Annotated in this window: 21 protein-coding genes; 11 read left to right on the top strand and 10 right to left on the bottom strand. The window is 61.2% G+C overall.

The genetic code is table 11. From position 1 onward, the window contains the following. Window positions 1-98 precede the first annotated feature (98 nt). The 5 genes from rpmI to pheT all read left to right on the top strand — a co-directional run bounded on the left by rpmI (window position 99) and on the right by pheT (window position 5,228). A complete protein-coding gene (rpmI, locus tag ACODR6_RS13820; RefSeq protein WP_056816455.1) occupies window positions 99-302 on the top strand; it encodes a 50S ribosomal protein L35 in 204 nt (67 codons plus the stop codon). A gap of 40 nt (window positions 303-342) precedes the next feature. Then, window positions 343-747 carry a 50S ribosomal protein L20 gene (gene rplT, locus ACODR6_RS13825; protein ID WP_112713953.1) on the top strand — a complete coding sequence of 135 codons (405 nt, stop codon included), beginning with the start codon at window positions 343-345 and terminating at the stop codon, window positions 745-747. A gap of 99 nt (window positions 748-846) precedes the next feature. After that, window positions 847-1,665: a serine/threonine protein phosphatase gene (locus ACODR6_RS13830; protein ID WP_489022681.1), complete on the top strand. Its 819-nt coding sequence runs from the start codon at window positions 847-849 to the stop codon at window positions 1,663-1,665. A 29-nt stretch (window positions 1,666-1,694) separates the two neighbouring features. Beyond that, window positions 1,695-2,777 carry a phenylalanine--tRNA ligase subunit alpha gene (pheS, locus tag ACODR6_RS13835; protein ID WP_112713949.1) on the top strand — a complete coding sequence of 361 codons (1,083 nt, stop codon included), beginning with the start codon at window positions 1,695-1,697 and terminating at the stop codon, window positions 2,775-2,777. Window positions 2,778-2,792: 15 nt separating this feature from the next. Next, window positions 2,793-5,228 (top strand): phenylalanine--tRNA ligase subunit beta, encoded by a 2,436-nt coding sequence (pheT, locus tag ACODR6_RS13840; protein WP_489022682.1) that lies wholly within the window; start codon window positions 2,793-2,795, stop codon window positions 5,226-5,228. 45 nt (window positions 5,229-5,273) lie between these two features. On the opposite strand, the gene ACODR6_RS13845 is transcribed toward pheT, so the two are convergent. Next, complete coding sequence (locus tag ACODR6_RS13845; RefSeq protein WP_199625971.1) at window positions 5,274-5,567, bottom strand: hypothetical protein; 294 nt, start codon at window positions 5,565-5,567, stop codon at window positions 5,274-5,276. A 225-nt stretch (window positions 5,568-5,792) separates the two neighbouring features. Between ACODR6_RS13845 and ACODR6_RS13850 the strand changes: the two genes are divergently transcribed. Next, window positions 5,793-6,410 (top strand): hypothetical protein, encoded by a 618-nt coding sequence (locus ACODR6_RS13850; RefSeq protein WP_489022683.1) that lies wholly within the window; start codon window positions 5,793-5,795, stop codon window positions 6,408-6,410. On the opposite strand, the gene ACODR6_RS13855 is transcribed toward ACODR6_RS13850, so the two are convergent. Together ACODR6_RS13855 and ACODR6_RS13860 are read right to left on the bottom strand one after the other, a co-directional pair. Beyond that, window positions 6,400-6,843 (bottom strand): GNAT family N-acetyltransferase, encoded by a 444-nt coding sequence (locus tag ACODR6_RS13855; RefSeq protein WP_489022684.1) that lies wholly within the window; start codon window positions 6,841-6,843, stop codon window positions 6,400-6,402. The genes ACODR6_RS13850 and ACODR6_RS13855 overlap by 11 nt on opposite strands. An 11-nt stretch (window positions 6,844-6,854) precedes the next feature. Beyond that, complete coding sequence (locus tag ACODR6_RS13860; protein ID WP_489022685.1) at window positions 6,855-7,802, bottom strand: aldo/keto reductase; 948 nt, start codon at window positions 7,800-7,802, stop codon at window positions 6,855-6,857. Between the two features lie 181 nt (window positions 7,803-7,983). On the opposite strand from ACODR6_RS13860, the gene ACODR6_RS13865 reads away from it, so the two are divergent. Next, window positions 7,984-8,970 carry a Gfo/Idh/MocA family protein gene (locus tag ACODR6_RS13865; RefSeq protein WP_489022686.1) on the top strand — a complete coding sequence of 329 codons (987 nt, stop codon included), beginning with the start codon at window positions 7,984-7,986 and terminating at the stop codon, window positions 8,968-8,970. Here the strand turns inward: ACODR6_RS13865 and ACODR6_RS13870 are convergent, their stop codons facing one another. Beyond that, window positions 8,971-9,348 (bottom strand): GtrA family protein, encoded by a 378-nt coding sequence (locus tag ACODR6_RS13870; protein ID WP_112713935.1) that lies wholly within the window; start codon window positions 9,346-9,348, stop codon window positions 8,971-8,973. After that, entirely contained in the window at window positions 9,345-10,367 is a 1,023-nt protein-coding gene (locus ACODR6_RS13875) for a glycosyltransferase (protein WP_203429761.1), read from the bottom strand. Before ACODR6_RS13875 ends, ACODR6_RS13870 begins: the two co-directional genes overlap by 4 nt. A gap of 155 nt (window positions 10,368-10,522) precedes the next feature. Between ACODR6_RS13875 and ACODR6_RS13880 the strand changes: the two genes are divergently transcribed. From ACODR6_RS13880 to ACODR6_RS13890, 3 genes are all read left to right on the top strand, one after another. Then, entirely contained in the window at window positions 10,523-12,355 is a 1,833-nt protein-coding gene (locus ACODR6_RS13880) for a hypothetical protein (protein ID WP_489022687.1), read from the top strand. Window positions 12,356-12,423: 68 nt separating this feature from the next. Continuing rightward, window positions 12,424-14,010 (top strand): exodeoxyribonuclease VII large subunit, encoded by a 1,587-nt coding sequence (gene xseA / locus ACODR6_RS13885; RefSeq protein WP_489022688.1) that lies wholly within the window; start codon window positions 12,424-12,426, stop codon window positions 14,008-14,010. Window positions 14,011-14,019: 9 nt separating this feature from the next. Continuing rightward, window positions 14,020-14,610: an NAD(P)H-dependent oxidoreductase gene (locus ACODR6_RS13890; protein ID WP_203429758.1), complete on the top strand. Its 591-nt coding sequence runs from the start codon at window positions 14,020-14,022 to the stop codon at window positions 14,608-14,610. 11 nt (window positions 14,611-14,621) lie between these two features. Here the strand turns inward: ACODR6_RS13890 and ACODR6_RS13895 are convergent, their stop codons facing one another. Continuing rightward, window positions 14,622-15,872, bottom strand: a complete 1,251-nt coding sequence (locus tag ACODR6_RS13895; protein ID WP_203429757.1) for an aminopeptidase — start codon at window positions 15,870-15,872, stop codon at window positions 14,622-14,624. A 99-nt stretch (window positions 15,873-15,971) separates the two neighbouring features. Next, complete coding sequence (locus ACODR6_RS13900) at window positions 15,972-16,649, bottom strand: glutathione S-transferase family protein (RefSeq protein WP_489022689.1); 678 nt, start codon at window positions 16,647-16,649, stop codon at window positions 15,972-15,974. A 74-nt stretch (window positions 16,650-16,723) separates the two neighbouring features. On the opposite strand from ACODR6_RS13900, the gene ACODR6_RS13905 reads away from it, so the two are divergent. Continuing rightward, window positions 16,724-17,164, top strand: a complete 441-nt coding sequence (locus tag ACODR6_RS13905) for a MarR family winged helix-turn-helix transcriptional regulator (RefSeq protein WP_203429755.1) — start codon at window positions 16,724-16,726, stop codon at window positions 17,162-17,164. Here ACODR6_RS13905 and ybaK read toward each other — a convergent pair. The 3 genes from ybaK to ACODR6_RS13920 are packed head-to-tail and all read right to left on the bottom strand — an operon-like array spanning window position 17,161 to window position 19,051. After that, complete coding sequence (gene ybaK, locus ACODR6_RS13910) at window positions 17,161-17,634, bottom strand: Cys-tRNA(Pro) deacylase (RefSeq protein ID WP_203429754.1); 474 nt, start codon at window positions 17,632-17,634, stop codon at window positions 17,161-17,163. The two genes, ACODR6_RS13905 and ybaK, sit on opposite strands and share 4 nt — an antisense overlap. 2 nt (window positions 17,635-17,636) lie before the next feature. Then, window positions 17,637-17,987: an ArsC family reductase gene (locus tag ACODR6_RS13915; protein WP_489022690.1), complete on the bottom strand. Its 351-nt coding sequence runs from the start codon at window positions 17,985-17,987 to the stop codon at window positions 17,637-17,639. Window positions 17,988-17,989: 2 nt separating this feature from the next. Beyond that, window positions 17,990-19,051: a M14 family metallopeptidase gene (locus ACODR6_RS13920; RefSeq protein WP_489022691.1), complete on the bottom strand. Its 1,062-nt coding sequence runs from the start codon at window positions 19,049-19,051 to the stop codon at window positions 17,990-17,992. Window positions 19,052-19,104: the final 53 nt, after the last annotated feature.

Raw genomic sequence — 19,104 nt, forward strand, 5'->3', positions numbered from 1 at the left:
CAACAAACGCTCCCGCACCTTGTTGCGACGGCCGGTTTCCGGGCATCGCTTGAGGGTTTCTTTGAAACACGCAGGGAGGACAGAAACGGAGTAGCAAAATGCCCAAGATGAAGACGAAGTCTGCTGCCAAGAAGCGGTTCAAGATCACCGCAACTGGCAAGGTCAAGGCTGCCGCTGCTGGCAAGCGCCATGGCATGATCAAGCGTAGCAACAAGTTCATTCGCGATGCACGTGGCACGATGGTTCTGGCTGAACCCGATGGCCGCAAGGTCGTGAAGAACTACCTGCCGAACGGTCTCTAAGACTATTCCGCGAACGCTTTAGATTTAAGGAGATCATGAAATGGCACGTGTAAAAAGAGGCGTTACCGCCCATGCCAAGCACAAGAAAGTTCTGAAGGCAGCAAAGGGCTTTTACGGCCGCCGCAAGAACACCATCCGTACCGCAAAGGCTGCCGTTGATCGCGCCAAGCAGTACGCTTACCGCGACCGCAAGGTCAACAAGCGCAACTTCCGTGCGCTCTGGATCCAGCGTATCAACGCTGCTGTCCGCGAATTCGGCCTGACCTACGGCCGCTTCATCGACGGCCTGAACAAGGCTGGCATCGAAGTTGACCGTAAGGTTCTCTCCGACATGGCAATCCATGAGCCGGAAGCATTCGGCGCGCTCGTCAAGGCCTCCAAGAAGGCCCTCGAGTACCTCAAGGAAGCCGGTACCACGAACGAGTTTGAAGCGACGGTCAAGTAAGCCGGCGCTATCGAACTTCAGTTTCGATGTTTTCAAACCCGCGCTGGCTAGCTGGCGCGGGTTTTTATTTGTGGTTTTGACAGCGGGAGTCGCGGGAACGTGGCAGATGCGATCGACAATCTGAAAGCCGGAAGCGGCCTGAGCGAGGAGGACATCCCGGTCCTGCTCGCCGCCCTGCTATCCGGCTCGCGGAGAGTGGAGCGCGTGCCGTTGTCGTGCTGTGCCGTCTGGATCAAGCGCTACGGCACCGAGCGGACCTCGCGCTGGATTGTCCTGCAGCGGATGATCGCCAATCTGATCGGCGCCCCGTTCCTGCGTCCTTCTCCTGTCCTCGACGATGAGGCGATGGCCGACCGTGAAATTCGCCGCAGCAGGCAATTTTCCGACAACGGTATCCCGACGGCGCCGATTATCTACGCCTCCGGTTCGGCCGTCGTATTCGGCGATGTCGGCTTCACTGTCGGCCAGCAGCTCAAAGCGCTGGCGCGACAGGATCCCAAGGCACATGACGAACTTCTCGTTCTCTGCGCCACCGAGCTCGGTCGGCTGCACGCCAAGGGCCTCTGCCACGGACGCCCGTTCCCGCGCGACATGTTCGTGAGGGAAAGCCGTATCGGCTTCATGGATTTCGAGGAAGAGCCGGATAGCGTCATGCCGCTCGCAACGGCGCAGGCGCGCGACATCTGGTTGCTCTTTCTGCAGCTCGCCAGCCGCGCCCGTCTCGGCAAGGAGACCCATGATCGGGCCTTCGAGGCATGGTCTGGCACCGCTCCAGCCGATGCTGCTGCAGAACTGCGCAAACTCACTGGATTTCTGGGCGCCTTTTTATGGTTAGCCCGGTTGATTGGCCGCGTTCACATGGGTAGTGATCTGCGGCAGTTCATCATGGCAACCAGCTATTTGAAACACGCTTCCTGAAGCAATTGACGCCCGCAAGGCAGGAAAAGATGACCGAACTCGAAACTCTGGAAAAGCAACTCCTGGCCGATGTCGCCGCCGCCGCGGACGAGCCTGCTATCGAAGCGGTGCGCGTTGCAGCGCTCGGCAAGAAAGGCTCCGTCTCCGAGCTCCTGAAGACGCTCGGCACCATGTCGCCGGAAGAGCGCCAGACGCGCGGCGCCGCCATCAACGCGCTGAAGACCGTTGTGACCGACGCGATCACCAGCCGCAAGGCGGACCTGAAGCGCGTGGCGATCGACGCCCGCCTGAAGGCCGAGACGGTCGATGTCAGCCTGCCGGTCCGTTCCTCGCCCGCCGAGCGCGGCCGCATCCATCCGATCAGCCAGATCGTTGATGAAATCACCGCGATCTTCGGCGACATGGGCTTCTCGATCGCCGAAGGCCCGGATGTCGAAACCGACTATTACAATTTCACGGCCCTGAACTTCCCCGAGGGCCATCCGGCCCGCGAGATGCACGACACCTTCTTCTTCAATCCGGATGAGAAGGGCGAGCGCAAGGTTCTGCGCACGCATACCTCGCCGGTGCAGGTGCGCACCATGGAAGCGCAGAAGCCACCGATCCGCATCATCATCCCGGGCAAGACCTATCGCCAGGACTCCGATGCCACGCACTCGCCGATGTTCCATCAGGTCGAGGGTCTGGTCATCGACAAGAAGGCGAATGTCGCCAACATCCGCTGGGTGCTCGAAGAATTCTGCAAGGCCTTCTTCGAGGTCGACAGCGTGACGATGCGTTTCCGTCCGTCCTTCTTCCCGTTCACGGAACCGTCTTTCGAGGTCGATATCCAGTGCGACCGCTCCGGCCCGATCGTCAAGTTCGGCGAAGGCACCGACTGGATGGAAATCCTCGGCTGCGGCATGGTTCACCCGAACGTGCTGCGCTATGGCGGCCTCGATCCGGACGAGTATCAGGGCTTTGCCTGGGGCATGGGCCTCGATCGCATCGCCATGCTGAAATACGGCATGCCGGACCTGCGCGACTTCTTCAACGCCGATGTCCGCTGGATGAATCACTATGGCTTCCGCCCGCTCGACATGCCGACGCTGTTCGGCGGTCTGAGCGCGTAAGGGAGGATTGGACCTATGAAATTCACGCTCTCCTGGCTCAAGGATCATCTGGAAACGGATGCCACGCTCGATGAAATCTGCACCCGCCTGACGGAAATCGGGCTCGAGGTCGAGGATGTCGACGACAAGGCGGCCTACAAGCCCTTCGTCATCGCCAGGGTTCTGTCGGCTGAAAAGCATCCGGAAGCCGATCGCCTGAAGGTGCTGTCGGTCGATGCCGGCCCTGACGTCAACGGCGGCAAGCCGCTGCAGATCGTCTGCGGTGCGCCGAATGCGCGCGCCGGTCTCGTCGGCGCCCTGGCACGGCCGGGCGATTATGTCCCCGGCATCGACGTGACGCTCGGCGTCGGCAAGATCCGTGGCGTCGAAAGCCACGGCATGATGTGCTCCGAAAAGGAGCTCAACATGTCCGACGATCACGACGGCATCATCGATCTGCCTGCGGATGCACCGGTCGGAACTTCCTTCGCCGCTTACGCCCATCTCGATGATCCGGTCATCGAGATCAATCTCACGCCGAACCGTCCGGACTGCACCTCGATCTACGGCATCGCCCGCGATCTGGCCGCCTCAGGCCTCGGCACGCTGAAGACCCGCCCCGCGCCATCTTTCGCGGTCGAAGGTGAGACGCCGGTCAAGCTGACGCTCGATCTCGATGACGAGAAGCTCTGCCCGGGATTCGGCCTGCGCATCGTGCGTGGCGTGAAGAACGGTCCGAGCCCGAAGTGGATGCAGCAGCGACTGCTCGCCATCGGCCTGCGCCCTATCAACTCGCTCGTCGATATCACCAACTACATGACTTTCGACCAGGGCCGTCCGATGCACGTCTTCGACGCCGCCAAGGTCAAGGGCAACCTGACGGTCCGCCGCGCCAAGGATGGCGAGACGGTGCTGGCGCTCGACCAGCGCGAATACAAGCTCGGCAGCAACAATGTCGTCATCGCCGATGAGGCCGGCGTCGAGTCGATCGGCGGCATCATGGGCGGCGAACATTCCGGCTGCGACGAGAACACCGTCGACGTGCTGATCGAATCCGCACTCTGGGATCCGATGAACATCGCGAAATCCGGCCGCGGCCTCGGCATCATTACCGATGCCCGTTACCGCTTTGAGCGCGGCGTCGATCCGGAATACATGATCCCGGGTCTCGAACGCACCACCGAACTGGTGCTGGAACTCTGCGGTGGTAAGCCGGCTAAGGCTGAAGTCGTGGGCTATAAGGGTTACCAGCCGAAGGTGGTCGATTTCCCCTATGCGGAAGTCAAGCGCCTGACAGGCCTGGAAGTCTCGACCGAGGAAAGCAACGCTATCCTGACCCGCCTTGGCTTCAGGGTTTCGGGTTCCGGCGAGCGCGTTTCGGTTGCCGTTCCCTCATGGCGTCCTGACGTCGATGGCAAGGCCGATCTCGTCGAGGAAATCATGCGCATCCACGGCGTCGACAAGATCAAGCCGGCGCCGCTGGAAAGCCACGCGGCGGTCAACGGCCGCATCCTGACGACGCTGCAGATCCGCACCCGCGTTGCCAAGCGGGCGCTCGCCTCGCGCGGCATGCTGGAAGCCGTCACCTGGTCCTTCATTTCCGAAGATCAGGCGAAGCTCTTCGGCGGCGGTTCGCCGGCGCTGAAGCTCGCCAATCCGATCGCTGCCGAAATGTCCGACATGCGCCCATCGCTTCTGCCGGGCCTGCTGACCGCTGCCCAGCGCAATGCCGACAAGGGCTATGGCGACGTCGCGATCTTCGAAGTCTCCGGCACCTATGAAAACGACCGGCCGGAAGGCCAGCGCCGTGTTGCCGGCGGTATCCGCCGCGGCACGGCAACGATGGCCGGTGCCGGCCGCATGTGGTCTAACGCTTCGAAGGGTGGCGGCAAGCCGGTCGACGTTTTCGAGGCCAAGGCCGATGCGCTCGCCGTGATCGAAGCCTGCGGCCTGCCGATGGGCAATATCCAGATCGAGCAGGGCGGTCCCGAATGGTATCACCCGGGCCGTTCCGGCACGATCAAGATGGGTCCGAAGGTCATTCTCGGCTATTTCGGCGAGTTCCATCCCTCGACGCTCGAAGCGCTCGACGTCTCCGGCGCCCTCTGCGGCTTCGAAGTCTATATGGATGCCATGCCCGAGCCGAAGAAGAAGGCGACGCGCACCAAGCCGGCGCTGGAGCTTTCGGCCTTCCAGGCGGTGAAGCGCGACTTCGCCTTCGTCGTCGACAAGTCGGTGGAAGCCGGTGCGATCCTGAAGGCCGCAAGCGGCGTCGACAGGAAGCTGATCACCGGCGTCAACGTCTTCGACATCTTCGAAGGCGCCTCGCTGGGTGAGGGCAAGAAGTCTGTGGCGATCGAAGTTCAGATTCAGCCGGTCGAGCGTACGCTGACCGACGAGGATTTCGAGGCGCTGACGCAGAAGATCATCGCCAGCGTGACAAAGTTCACCGGTGGCGTGCTTCGCAGCTAAGACCATCAGAACGGAAAAGAAAAACCCGCGCTTGCCGCGGGTTTTTTAATGCCTTTCTGGAAACAGCGAGTGCATCGCCGTGTTCAGCAGTTCATCGACATAGTCGCGCGCCGTCGAAGTGGCATCCTCGGAGAGGTCCATCTCCGCGCATTTGTTCTCGACCGCCTCGCGGATCAGATAAAGCACGCCCCGGCCGATATCGGCCTTCTCGGGCTCGGATGTATCGAGCACCATCGCCAGAGACGTCATCGCCACGACCTCGAGCACCAGCATGCGCCCTTCGATCTCGGCCAGGCTTGCCGCAGTATTGTTCTTCCCGTCCCGTCTTGCCAAAGGCATGGGCAACTCCCCTTCTCACTGGGAAGTTTAACTAGAGCTAATGTAAGTAATGAGAAGTCGGGTTGTGCGAAAATGAAACCGAAACTTACATTGTAAGTTGCGAGTGATTTACTTTGAGCGGTTCGGCCCAAAGTTATGCCCATGCCATCCCTGTCTTCGCCGGCTTCATGACTTCCGAACTCCGGCGAATCCGCCGATGCTCTCCGATATCAAGGGAGGAAACCGATGAAAAAACCGGGATCGATGAAAGCGCTGGAAGACATGGGCCGCGCCCGGCTCTCCAAGAATTTCTTCTTTCGCGATTTCCTGCATTCCGAGATCGCCGACTTCTACCGCATACCCAATATCCCTGACGATCCTGAATTGGCGATCGAAGCAGGCAAGAGGCTCTGCGAGGAGTTGCTGGAGCCGCTGCAGGCGACCTTCGGCCGGCTGCATATTCGCTCCGGTTACCGCTCCGCCGCGGTCAACGAGTTCGGCAACAGGAACAAGCTCAACTGCTCCACGAATGCCGCAACGGCCGCCGATCATATCTGGGATCTCAGGGATTTCGACGGCTGCATGGGCGCAACCGCCTGTGTCGCCGTTCCCTGGCTTGTCGACCGCTACAGCGATGAAAGCGATTGGCAGCGGCTCGCCTGGTGGATTCACGACCATTTGCCTTATGCGGCGCTCTGCTTCTTCCCGAAACTATGGGCTTTCAACATCCAGTGGCATGAGCGCCCGCGCCGTACCATACAGAGCTATGTCCGTCCGCGCGGCATCCTGACCAAGCGGGGCATGCCGAACTGGGATGGCGATCACTCGGAATTCTACCCGGATTTCCCGCCGCTCAGAAATTGATGCGATAGCGGATGTGCCCGTCATTCTCGACATAGCTGTCGTAGAGCGACCGTGCCCGGGCATTGCTCTCGCTTGTATGCCAGTAGAGCCGCGACCAGCCATTGGTCTTGCAGAGCGCAACGAGATCGTCGAGCAGCGCCCGACCAACGCCTTTGCCGCGGATGGTGCCATCGACGAAGAGATCTTCGAGATAGCAATCCTTGCCGTGGATCCACGTTCCCTCATGGGTCAACGACAGCGTGAAGCCCACGACATTGCCGTCGATCTCTGCAACGCGCATGAAGATCGCCGACGCCGGATCGAAAACCCGGCGCCAGGTGGAATCGCTGATGCTCTCGTCGACCGTGACGTCGTAGAAATCGAGATAATCCTTCCAGAGTGCCCGCCAGCGGTTCTCGTCTTCGGGTCTCGCGTCCCGGATGGTCACGGTCATCGGTGCTCTCCTCAGGCTCCGGCCTTGTCGAGCAGCGCCATCGCTTCGCCTGACAGCGTGAGCTTGGCAGCCTTCGCAAGGCTTTCCAGTTGCGACAGGCTGGTAGCACTGGCGATCGGCGCCGTCACGCCCTTCTTGTTCAGAAGCCAGGCAAGCGCGATCTCGGCTGGCTTGGCGCCGGTTTCTGCGGAGACCTTGTCCAGCGCATTGAGAATGTTCATGCCCTTGGCATCGAGATATTGCGACACTCGGCCTTCGCGCGCCCGGCCCTCGGTATCGGCCTTGCTGCGATATTTGCCGGTCAGGAAGCCTGCCGCCAGGCTGAAATAGGTGATGACCCCGATATCTTCCTTGACGCAAAGATCGGCAAGCGGCCCTTCGAAACTGGTGCGTTCATAGAGGTTATATTCCGGCTGCAATACGTCATAACGCGGCAGTCCGGCTTTCTCTGCGGCATCGAAGGATGTCTGCAGCAGCGCGGCATCATAGTTGGAGCAACCGAAGGAACGGATCTTGCCCTGCTGCTTCAGCTTGGCATAGGCGGTGAGGCTTTCCTCATGCGGCGTATCGGCGTCCGGCCAATGCGAGAGATAGACGTCGATGTAATCGGTCTGCAGGCGGCGCAGGGAGTCTTCCACAGCCTTCAGGATGTACTGTGCCTTCAGCGTCTTGCCCTGGCCCATGTCCGAGCCGACCTTGGTGATGATGACAGCCTTGTCGCGCGAAACCTTGCCCTTCTTCAGCCAGCGGCCGATGATCTCTTCGGAATCGCCACCCTTGTTGCCGGGAACCCAGGCCGAATAGACATCTGCCGTATCGATGGTGTTGAGACCCGCATCGAAGAAGGCATCCAGAATGTCGAAGGACGTCTTCTCGTCTGCAGTCCAGCCGAAAACGTTGCCGCCGAAGACGATCGGGGAGACGGAAAGACCTGTTTTTCCAAGCCGGCGCATATTCATGGCGCTCTCCTAAAGTGCTGATTTATTTGAAAGTGCGGACGCGGCAGAACGCCGCCGTGAGATAAACTAGTGCAGCTTCCGGCTGAAGGAAACCAAACTTTCGTGATCTTTCGCCGCGCCATTGCCTGCCCGGCCCGGGGTGAATAATGTGCCCGCAATCAACATTCGGGAGGCTTCATCCATGCTGCGTTTTGGCATCATTTCCACCGCAAAGATCGGCCGCGACGCGGTCGTGCCGGCCATTCAGGACGCGGAGAACTGCGTCGTTGCTGCGGTCGCCAGCCGCGATCTGGCGCGTGCCCGCGATATGGCGGACCGCTTTTCGGCACCGCATGCCTTCGGCTCCTACGAGGAGATGCTGGCATCCGACAAGATCGATGCCGTCTACATTCCGCTGCCGACCTCGCAGCATATCGAATGGGCGATCAAGGCTGCCGATGCCGGCAAGCACGTGCTCTGCGAAAAGCCGATTGCTCTCAAGGCGGGAGAAATCGACGGCCTGATCGCTGCGCGCGATCGCAACAAGGTGATCATTTCGGAAGCCTTCATGGTCACCTACGCTCCCGTCTGGCGGAAGGTGCGCTCGCTGATCGCCGAAGGCGCGATCGGCAAGCTGCGTCATGTGCAGGGCGTCTTCACTTACTTCAACCGCGACCCCGGCAACATGCGCAACATTCCCGAGCTCGGCGGTGGCGGTCTGCCTGACATTGGCGTTTACCCCACAATCAGCACCCGCTTCTCCACCGGCAAGGAGCCGCTGCGCATCCAGGCCGTCACCGAGCGCGACCCGGAATTCGGCACCGACATCTATTCGAGCGTCAAGGCTGACTTCGGCGACTTCGAACTCAGCTTCTACATCTCGACGCAGATGGCCAATCGCCAGCTGATGGTTTTCCATGGCACCGAAGGCTTCATCGAGGTGAAGTCGCCCTTCAACGCCGACCGCTGGGGTCCCGAAGAGCTGGAACTCAGCAACCGCGGCCACAACCAATCCACCATCTTCCGCTTCCAGGACAGCCGCCAGTACCGCAAGCAGGCCGAAGCCTTCGCCCGCGCCGCCAAGGGCGAGCAGGAAGAGATCGTCACGCTGGAAAATTCCAGGCTGAACCAGAAGGTGATCGACGCGATCTATCGCGCCAGCGAGAAGGACGGCTGGGAGCCGGTCTGATTACTCACTGCGGAAAACGAAGCGGGAATAGCCGAAAAAGCTGAAGAACATGGACGCGGCGGTGGCAAGCACCAGCGCCGCGAGCGGCTGCAGGGCTGGGATCGTCAGCAGCAGCGCGGCGTAGAGGCCGTAGTTGACGAGTGCGGAGGTGATGCCGACCGAGCCGTAACGAAAGCCCTCGACCGCAAGCGAATGCGGCGAGCGGTCGAAGGTGAAGGTCCGGTTGAAAATCCAGGTCGCCACCATCGCGACGGCGATGGCGATCAGCCGCGCGATGAAGGGGCCGAGCGGCGTGAAATGCAGGAGCAGCGTCAGCAGCCCGGCATCGACGACAAAGCCGATGCCACCGGCAATACCGAAGCGCAGCAGCTTCTTCACGCCACACCTGCCTTGCGCTGCGCCGGTCTGCGCGGCGTGGTGATGACATCGGGGGCGGCCTTGGCGGCGGTATCCACCTGGCGGGCCACCTTACCTGCGGCCATGTAATGGATACGCAGCTGTTCCGCACGCGAGCGGGCAACGGAATCGAGGATCGTTCCTGCCGTAAACAGCATGAACGAGATCATCATCAGCGCCATCGAAAGCACCCATGTCGGCATGCGGCTGACAAGTCCGGTTGCGAAATATTCGGCAAGCACCGGCGTCATGAAGCCCATGCTCGCCAGCATAAAGAACGCGCTGACTATGCCGAAGAAGGCAAACGGCCGGGTTTCCTTCATCAGCATCGCAAACATCCAGAGAATCTTGCCGCCATCCTTGAAGGTCGAAAGCTTGGAATGCGAGCCTTCCGGGCGGCGGCCGTAATCGAGCTCGAGCTCGCTGACCGGCAGCTTCAGGCGGGAGGCATGGACGGACATTTCAGTCTCGATCTCGAAACCGCCGGAGACCGCCGGGAAGCTCTTGACGAACCGGCGCGAGAAGGCGCGGTAGCCGGAGAAGATATCGGTGAAATCGGGACCGAAGATCGTCCGGTAAAGCACGTTGAAAATGCGGTTGCCGAAGGCATGGCCCTGTCGCCCGGCATCTGCCTTGACGTTGCGGCGTGTGCCAACGACCATATCGGCGCGTTCGGTCAGCAGCGTGCGGATCAGGTCTTCGCCGTCTTCGGGCGCATAGGTGCCGTCGCCATCGGCCATCAGATAGATATCGGCATCGATATCGGCAAACATCCGGCGCACAACATGGCCTTTGCCCTGGCGCCGTTCACGCACCACGCTGGCGCCTGCCAGCATCGCATGCAGCGCCGTACCATCGGTGGAATTGTTGTCATAGACATAGATCTGCGCTTCGGGCAGCGCTGCCTTGAACCCGCGCACAACGGCCCCGATCGTCGCCGCCTCGTTATAGCAGGGGAGGAGGACGGCAATGGTCGGAGTATCGTTCTGCGATCTGTTCATGATCTTCTCACCGGGTTTGACCGGGGCGCAGTATAAGTCAGCCAGTGTTAATAAGACGCTATGACGCAGGCAGGTCTATGCACTGGGATGGGACGTTTTACTCTTTCTTGATCGGCTTCGAATAAACTCGCGCGAACTGGCAACGGATTCCCGCAATGACGAACGCCGCAGAGATGACTGCCAATTCACCTTCGGAAAGCAAGCTCGCAAAACTCCAGGCGCTGTTCTCACGTCTGTGGCCATCGGTGCTTGCCTATAGTGCGGTGCTGATCGTTGCGGTTCTGTTTATCAAGCTCCCTTCCGCCAAGGACTATGTCGGTCCTGACAACGATGACGGTATGCGTCTCATAGAAGTTCGCGACTTCCTGGCGGGGCAAGGTTGGTTCGATCTCATGCAGTATCGTCTTGGGGTCGGCGGTACGCTCATGCATTGGTCCAGGCTCATTGACCTGCCGATCGCGGCACTGATCAAGTTTTTCGGTTTGTTTGTCGCTGGTGAGCGTGCGGAAGCCTTGGCATTGGCGGTGTGGCCAGTCTCGCTCGTGCTTCCGCTGATGCTTGCGATGGCAATCGCCGGGCGCCGGATTGGTGGTGCGCTAGCGATGCATATATCGCTCGCCCTCAGCTTTCTCATGATCATGACGAGCGGCCGGTTTCTTCCGGGCGCCATCGATCATCACAATGCCCAGATGGGCTTGGTTGCGATGATGCTGGCCATGCTCCTTGATGACAAGTATCGAGCCTCAAGCCTGGCTGTCGCCGGCTTCTGTGCTGCTGTGGCTATCGCCGTCGGCGCCGAAACCACGCCGGCGGTCGCGTCAGTCTGCATCATCGTGGCCACCGCTTGGGCTTGGCACGGCGAAATCTATGCCGGGGCGGCGAAGGCCTTCGGGTTATCAATTGCGGTCTTTGTCAGCATCTTCTTCTTCGGCACCGTGCCGCCAAGCCAATATTCAGCGGTAACATGCGACAACCTCTCGCTCGGCTTTTACAGCCTTTCGGCGATCGGCGGCGGGCTTCTGTTCGTTTCAGCCGCATTTTTTAGCAAGGCCTCTCGCCGCACACGCTTCGTTGTGCTTGCCGCCGTCGGTGCCTGCATTGGCGTCTCCGCTCTCCTCATCGCGCCGCAATGCTTGCGCAGCCCACTGAGCACGCTTGATCCGATGCTTGTCGAATTGTGGCTGAACACGATTTCCGAGGCGCGCTCCTTCGTCGAGATGTCGCGATCGGAGGCATATATCCTGGGCGCATTCTACGCGACTGGCTTCCTCGGCCTCGCAGCATGCATTTTCCGCATCATTCAGCGCGACCGGGTCGAAATTCATCTGATCTTGTTTTTCATGCTTGGCGTGAATTTGGCGATCGCTCTGGTCCAGGTACGGGGCGCGGCCTATTCCAACATGCTCTCGATCCTGCCACTGGCACTGCTTATCGTCGACGTGAGGAAGGTCTCCAACGCCGATAGCGAGAATATTGCCGCTGCGCTCTGCTACATACTCGTGGTCATCGCGAGCGTTCCGGCAGCCTGGGCCGTGGGCGGCGATCTCATCGCTATGCAGGCGAACAGAGCAAAAGGTCTGGTCGTCGATGACAGCGATCCGGAGGCCGCCTGCAAGTCGCGTGAGGCTATCGCCCCATTGACCAATTTACCGCCGGGCATGGTTGTTGCCTCGTATGAAATGGGCGTGCCCATCCTGCGCTTCAGCGCCCAGCATGTGCTCACGGCGCCGTACCATCGCAATCCACGCGGAATGCTGACAGAACTGCATATTGGGCTAGCCAAACCGAAGGAAGCCGAAGCTTTCATGCGAGGCGCTGGCGTTGCGACCCTGGCTTTCTGCAAGGATGATATCTCGTCGCAACAGCTCCAGCGCCTGAAACCAGACGGCCTCTACGCCCAGCTCGCCAAGGGCAACATCCCAAATTACCTGCAGCCTTATGCGAGGGCGAGTGGGGTCGAGTATTTCCTCTTCAAGCCGGTGGATTGAAGCCAAGCAGCGCGTCGAGGCGCGATCTTCGGGCTGATCTTTTTCGGTACTTCGGATAGAACGAAGGCATGAGCAATGTCTTCGACAGCGATTCGCCAACCAATCTCGCCGAATATTCGGTCTCGGAGCTTTCCGGCTCGATCAAGCGTACGGTCGAGACCGCCTTCGATCAGGTGCGGGTGCGTGGCGAGATTTCCGGTTATCGCGGGCCACATTCCTCGGGGCATGCTTATTTCTCGCTGAAGGATGACCGGGCGCGTATCGATGCCGTCATCTGGAAGGGCGTGTTCTCGCGTCTGCGCTTCCGCCCGGAAGAGGGCATGGAAGTCATCGCCACCGGCAAGGTCACCACCTTCCCGGGCTCATCGAAATATCAGATCGTCATCGAAACGCTGGAGCCTGCCGGTGCCGGCGCGCTGATGGCGCTGATCGAGGAGCGCAAGCGCAAGCTCGGCGCCGAAGGCCTGTTCGATCAGGCCCGCAAGCGGCGTCTGCCCTATATGCCGAAGGTGATCGGCGTCGTGACCTCGCCGACCGGCGCCGTCATCCGCGATATCCTGCACCGCATTTCCGATCGCTTCCCCGTCCACGTTCTCGTCTGGCCGGTGAAGGTGCAGGGCGATGGTTCGGGCGAGGAGGTGGCAAATGCCATCCGCGGTTTCAATGCCTTCGGACCCGGCGGCGAAATCCCACGGCCGGATGTGCTGATCGTTGCGCGCGGTGGCGGCAGCCTTGAGGATCTCTGGAGCTTCAACGACGAAATCGTCGTGCGCGCCGCCGCTGAAAGCACCATCCCGCTGATATCGGCCGTCGGCCACGAAACCGACTGGACGCTGATCGACTACGCCGCCGACGTGCGCGCGCCGACGCCGACGGGTGCCGCCGAAATGGCCGTGCCTGTTCGCGCCGAGCTTGAGGCGCAGCTTGCCGGTCTCTCGGCCCGTCTTCAGGGCTGCGTCAGCCGCCAGATGGATCATCGCCGCCAGTCGGTGCGTGCGCTCATGCGTGCGCTGCCGTCGCTCGATCAGCTGCTCGCCCTGCCGCGCCGCCGGTTCGATGAAGCGGCATCGGGTCTCGGCCGTGGTCTGGAACTTAACACCATAAACAAGCGCCGCAGCTTCGAGCGGGCGGCATCGCATCTGCGTCCGGATGTGCTCTCCAATCGCATTACCGAGCGGCGGCAGATGCTCGCCGAGCGGATGACCCGTGCCGAACGGATCGTCGAGCGCCGTTTCGATGCCCTGAAGGGCCGCGTCGAGCGCTTCGGCGTCACGCTCTCTTCGGTCCCCGCGCGCCTGACCACCCAGACCGCCCGCATGCGCGACCACCTGGCAAATCTCTCCCGTCACGGCGATACCGCCGTACGCCACCAGCTGACGCGGGCGAGGGGAGAACTAGCAGCTCAGGACCGCGTGCTGCAGTCGCTGTCCTACAAGAACGTCCTGAAGCGCGGCTATGCCGTGATCCGGGACGATGAGAACCGGCCGGTCTCGCAGGCCGCGATGCTGTCGGCCGGTGCCGGGATTTCGATCGAGTTCTCGGATGGCCGTATCGGCGCCGTCACCACCGACGGAGGCCCGCCACAGCCTGCGAAGAAACGCTCGGCTAAGCCGGACGAGCCGGCAACGCCGCCGAAACAGGGCAGCCTGTTCTAGGGAGCCTCGATGCGCATCCTGCTCGTTCTTGCCCATCCGCTCAGAGACAGCTTCGCCGCATCGGTCGCAGCGGAAGCGCAGGCGACGCTCGCCAGTGGCGGACATACGGTCGATCTTCTCGATCTCTATGAGGAGGATTTCGATCCGCGGCTCAGCCGTAGTGAGCGCGGCGGATATTTCGACGATCCCTATGATACATCAGCCGTCGCGGGCCTGGTCGAAAGGCTGAAAGCGGCCGATGGCCTGATCCTCGTCTTTCCGCAATGGTGGTTCAATTTTCCGGCGGTCCTCAAGGGCTTCTTCGATCGCGTCTTCGTGCCCGGCGTCGCGTTCACGCATGATCCTGCCGGCGGGCGGATCGTTCCGCAACTGACCAATATCAAGCTGCTCTGGGCGCTGACGACGACAGGGTCGCCTTGGTGGCTGGTGCATTTCTATATGGGCAATCCGGTGCGCCGGCTGCTGAAGCGCGGCATCGCCAATTTCTGCTCGAAACGGCTCGATTTCCGGATGCTCAGCCTGCACGATATGGACCGTGCAACAGCAGAGAAGCGGCGCGCCCACCTGGAGCGCGTCCGCAAGGCATTATCGGAGGTATGACGCCGGGCCGCTCAGGCCCACTCGCCCTTGCGCATGACAGGCACGCGCGATCCATCCGGGTTGATGCCGTCGATATCGACCTTGTCGGAGCCGATCATCCAGTCGATATGGATCAGGCTGGAATTGCCACCCTGCGCCTTGAGCTGATCCTGGGTCAGGTTGGCGCCATCAAGGAAGCATTTCGAATAGCACTGGCCGAGCGCGATGTGGCACGAGGCATTTTCGTCGAACAGCGTGTTGTAGAACAGGATGCCGCTCGCCGAAATCGGCGATGAATGCGGCACCAGTGCCACTTCGCCGAGGCGGCGTGCGCCTTCGTCGGTATCGAGCACCTTGTTCAGCACTTCTGCGCCGCGCGTTGCCTTCGCCTCGACGATGCGGCCGCCCTCGAAATGCACCTGGATGTTGTCGATCAGCGTGCCCTGGTGCGACAGCGGCTTGGTGCTCGACACATGGCCCTCGACGCGCAGCGCATGCGGCGTGGTGAACACTTCCTCGGTCGGGATATTCGGGTTGCAGGTAATGCCGTTCTTTGCCATCGAAGCGCCGCCATGCCACTCGTGGCCGTCAGCGAGGCCGACGGTCAGGTCGGTGCCCGGTCCCTGGAAATGCAGCGCCGAGAAGCGCTGGCCGTTCAGCCAGGCCGAACGCTTGCGCAGATTGGCATTATGCTCGGCCCAGGCGGCGATCGGATCGTCCAGATCGACACGCGATGCGGCAAAGATTGCCTTGGCGAGTTTCGCAACGGCGATCGCTTCCGGATCGTTCGGGAAGACCAGCTTGGCCCAGGAAGGGTTCGGGTAGGAAACGATGTTCCAGTTGATGTCGAAATTCGAGATCTTCTCGAGCGCCGGCTTGTAGGCGGTCGAATTGGCGCGGTTGGCGCGGCTCACCTTGCCTGGATCCTGCTCCGACAGCAGCATGGGATTGTCGCCGGCGATCGCCAGGCGCGCGGCATTGTTGGCATAGGCTTTCGCCATGCCGTCGTAGAGCCAGCCGGATGCCCGATCGAAGCTCTCGTCGCTGCCATATTGATAGCGCGCCAGCGTCGATTCCTCGTCGGAATAGAAGGAGTTCACCAGGCCCGCACCCGCCTGATAGGCGTGCTTGGTGATCAAACGGACGAGCGGTATGGCAACCACCGGCGCGGTGATCACCAGGTCCTGGCCCTTCTGCAGCTGCAGACCCACCTTCACCGCCACCTCCGCAAGCTTGTCCAGCTTCACCGGATCGACGGAATGGCCCTGTGGCATGAAGTTCATGGTCGCTACCTCCTGATAGAATTGCAGGCAGCAGACTTAGACCCGTTTGCGGCGAAATTGAAGCTCGACGCTTCGGATTCGCCGCGCCGGAACAAATGCTCAGGCCGCATTCCGCCGGAGCAGAACGGATTGGTGCTTTTCGAGAAAGGTCATCAGCCGTTCCGGATAATCCGGGGAGGCGGCCGCACGCACGCTCGGTCGCTGCGCAAGTTCGCGCCGCCACGCCTGAACCTTCGGTAACCCGTCGAAGATATGGCTTTCGGCCAGCATGTCGAAGACGTCGAAATAGCGGAAGATCGGTGCAAAGACGGCGTCGACGAGGCTGAAGTCTTCTCCCGCGAAGAATGGCCACGCCGAAAGCTCTGCCTCGATCGTCCGGAACTTTCCGGCAATGATCTTGCGCTTGTCCTCAAGCTGCGCCGCATCGCTTGTGGTCTCATAGGTCCAGAGATCGGCGAGTATGGAGGAGCCGAACTCCATCCAGCCACGATGCCGGGCGCGCGACAGCGCATCTGCGGGATGCAGCTTTGGACCCGGTTGCGCCTCGTCCAGATATTCGCAGATCGCCGCACTCTCGAAGAGCACGGCTTTTTCGCCGTCCTCTTCTATGACCAGCAGCGGAACCTTGCCGAGCGGCGAGATCTTCAGGAACCAGTCCGGCTTGTTGGCGAGGTCGATCAGTATCCGCTCGAAGGGCGCGCCTTTCTCGCCGAGCGCGATCGCCGCGCGTTGCACATAGGGGCAGAGATGATGGGAGATCAGAGTAAGCTTTTGCATTGGGTTCTCCACAATAGATGTAAGTGCATATAAATAGGATTGCAGCTTCTGTCAAGATAGATGTAATTGCATTCATGTCCGAAGAAACCATTCCCTCAGATGCCGTCACCCAAGCCTGGATCGGCATCATGCGCGCCCAGCAGAAACTGCTGCAGGCCATCGAGACCGACCTGAAGAAGGCGGGGATGCCGCCGCTCGGGTGGTACGATGTTCTGTGGGAGCTTGATCGCGCGCAGGATGGCCGCTTGCGCCCCTTCGAAATCGAAGAGCGGACGCTGCTGGCGCAATATAATCTCTCCCGTCTGATCGATCGTCTCGAGCGCGAGGGCTTGGTGATCCGCGAGACATTTGCGGACGATGGCCGCGGCCGATGGGTTGCCGTGACGGACAGCGGTCGCGCCCTTCGGGAGCGGATGTGGACCATCTATGGGAAGGCGATCGACAGGCATGTCGGCTCGAAGCTCGACGATGCCTCTGCGGGCGCGATCTCGAGGCTTCTGAAGAGGTTTGCCTAAGCGATCAGCGAAGCTGCTTTGGCGCTCAGTGCCTTCACTGCATCCGCCGGCGCAAGCCTCACCTGCAGCCCGCGCTGTCCGCCATTCATGTAAACCAGCGGCTCGGCAAGCGCCGCTTCCTCGAAGGCGGTGGGAACAAGCTTCTTCTGGCCGAAAGGGCTGATGCCGCCGACGTGATAGCCGGTCAGGCGCTCGGCATCGGCGGGCTTCATCATGTTTGCAGCCTTGCCGCCAAATGCGGCAGCAAGCTTCTTCATGCTGACTTCGCGGTCCGACGGCACGACGACGCAGACCGGCTTGCCGTCGACTTCGGCCATCAGCGTTTTCAACACGCGGTGCGGCTCTTCGCCGAGCGCCTCTGCCGCCTGCAGGCCGACGCGCTCGGCATTCGGATCGTAGTCATAGGTATGCACGGTGAATTGCACGCCGGACTTTGCTAGAACCTGCGTGGCGCGCGTCGTCTTAGACATGACTACTGTCCGAATTCCGCGGCATAGGCCTCAGGCTTGAAGCCGATCAGCAGCTTGCCGCCATGCTCCAGCACCGGGCGCTTGATCATCGACGGCTGCGCCAGCATCAGGGCAATCGCCTTCTCGCGCGTCAGGTTTTCGCGCTCGGCATCCGGCAGTTTGCGGAAGGTCGTTCCGGCGCGATTGAGCACCGTTTCCCAACCGGCCTTGTCGATCCAGGCTTCCAGATGCGCCCGGTCGATGCCGGAGGCCTTGTAGTCGTGGAAGTCGTAGGCTGCATCGTGCTCGTCGAGCCAGATGCGGGCCTTCTTCATCGTGTCGCAGTTCTTGATGCCGTAAATCGTCGTTGCCATGATCAGTCTTCCAGCGTTCCGGCCTTGCGCAGCGCCGTGCTCGGGGCGTCGCAGGCAATCTTCATCAGGTCGCCGCGGCGGCGCACCAGGCGGTCGGAGATGCGTGTGACGATCAGGCCCGCCTGCGGCGCGCGGATTTCGACTTCGCCGTCAGCCATGCCAGGCTTTGTCACGATGGTCGCCAGCAGGTCGCCGGTCGCAACCGTCTCGCCGATATTGCGGTGGAAGAGTACGGTGCCGGCCACCGGTGTACGGATCATCTCGATATTGTCCAGCGGTGCCGCCGGGCCGCTAAAGGGTGCGAGCGGCTCTGTTTCGCCGGTCACCGCGCCGCGTGCGGCGAGGAAGGCATAGAGCCCATCCGCATCGGCGCTTGCCATGCCGGGATAGACATCGCGGCGGCCGCGCAGCTCCAGCGTGGTCGAAAGCTTGCCCGGCAGACGGCTGCGCTTCTCGCCGGGAACTTCGTATTTCCAGGCAAATCCGACAGCCTCCTCGAAGGCCGAGCTTTCGCCATCCGACAGCAGCACGGCATCCATCGACAGCGCGCTCGCCAGATCGCTCGCCTCCGGCCAGAAGGCCTCGTCGATATAGGCATATTGCAGCGACTCGTCATCGCAATGCAGGTCAAGCACCAGATCGGCGCCGAGTGCCATATGGATCAGCTCGCGCTTCAGGCGGTCTGCGGCGCGGTAGCGGTCAAGGCTTTCGATCAGGCCGGCGCGGTCGCGCAGCGAAATCAGCGGGAAATCGCGATTGAAATTGGTGCGCGTGCCCAAGTCGAAGCGGCCCTGCATCTCGCCGAAATGTGACTGCGCGGCGCCGATCGGATTGGCCTGCGGCACGACGGTGATGTCGCTTGCGATCCGTCCCTCGCTCTCCGCCTTGCGCAGCTTGCCGCAGAGAAAGTGCAGCACGGCCGTTCCTGGCAGTTCGTTGGAATGGAGTGCTGCCTGCAGATAGATCTTCGGTGCCTGCGGATCGTTGCCCTTGAAATGCAGCACCGGCAGGCGCCACTCGATACCCGGCGTATCGCCGGGAATGATGATTTCGCGAATATCCACTGTTCAGCACTCCCAAATTCTCTGTGCAGGAGCTTTAAGCAACTCCACCGGCA

The sequence above is a fragment of the Rhizobium sp. FG96 genome (assembly GCF_057808655.1).

Bases quoted from the DNA above. Each gene is read 5' to 3' on its own strand.
- rpmI (WP_056816455.1), top strand. From the start codon at position 99: ATGCCCAAGATGAAGACGAAGTCTGCTGCCAAGAAGCGGTTCAAGATC.
- rplT (WP_112713953.1), top strand. From the start codon at position 343: ATGGCACGTGTAAAAAGAGGCGTTACCGCCCATGCCAAGCACAAGAAA.
- pheS (WP_112713949.1), top strand. From the start codon at position 1,695: ATGACCGAACTCGAAACTCTGGAAAAGCAACTCCTGGCCGATGTCGCC.
- pheT (WP_489022682.1), top strand. From the start codon at position 2,793: ATGAAATTCACGCTCTCCTGGCTCAAGGATCATCTGGAAACGGATGCC.
- ACODR6_RS13845 (WP_199625971.1), bottom strand. From the start codon at position 5,567: ATGCCTTTGGCAAGACGGGACGGGAAGAACAATACTGCGGCAAGCCTG.
- ACODR6_RS13850 (WP_489022683.1), top strand. From the start codon at position 5,793: ATGAAAAAACCGGGATCGATGAAAGCGCTGGAAGACATGGGCCGCGCC.
- ACODR6_RS13855 (WP_489022684.1), bottom strand. From the start codon at position 6,843: ATGACCGTGACCATCCGGGACGCGAGACCCGAAGACGAGAACCGCTGG.
- ACODR6_RS13860 (WP_489022685.1), bottom strand. From the start codon at position 7,802: ATGAATATGCGCCGGCTTGGAAAAACAGGTCTTTCCGTCTCCCCGATC.
- ACODR6_RS13865 (WP_489022686.1), top strand. From the start codon at position 7,984: ATGCTGCGTTTTGGCATCATTTCCACCGCAAAGATCGGCCGCGACGCG.
- ACODR6_RS13875 (WP_203429761.1), bottom strand. From the start codon at position 10,367: ATGAACAGATCGCAGAACGATACTCCGACCATTGCCGTCCTCCTCCCC.
- ACODR6_RS13880 (WP_489022687.1), top strand. From the start codon at position 10,523: ATGACGAACGCCGCAGAGATGACTGCCAATTCACCTTCGGAAAGCAAG.
- xseA (WP_489022688.1), top strand. From the start codon at position 12,424: ATGAGCAATGTCTTCGACAGCGATTCGCCAACCAATCTCGCCGAATAT.
- ACODR6_RS13890 (WP_203429758.1), top strand. From the start codon at position 14,020: ATGCGCATCCTGCTCGTTCTTGCCCATCCGCTCAGAGACAGCTTCGCC.
- ACODR6_RS13895 (WP_203429757.1), bottom strand. From the start codon at position 15,872: ATGAACTTCATGCCACAGGGCCATTCCGTCGATCCGGTGAAGCTGGAC.
- ACODR6_RS13900 (WP_489022689.1), bottom strand. From the start codon at position 16,649: ATGCAAAAGCTTACTCTGATCTCCCATCATCTCTGCCCCTATGTGCAA.
- ACODR6_RS13905 (WP_203429755.1), top strand. From the start codon at position 16,724: ATGTCCGAAGAAACCATTCCCTCAGATGCCGTCACCCAAGCCTGGATC.
- ybaK (WP_203429754.1), bottom strand. From the start codon at position 17,634: ATGTCTAAGACGACGCGCGCCACGCAGGTTCTAGCAAAGTCCGGCGTG.
- ACODR6_RS13915 (WP_489022690.1), bottom strand. From the start codon at position 17,987: ATGGCAACGACGATTTACGGCATCAAGAACTGCGACACGATGAAGAAG.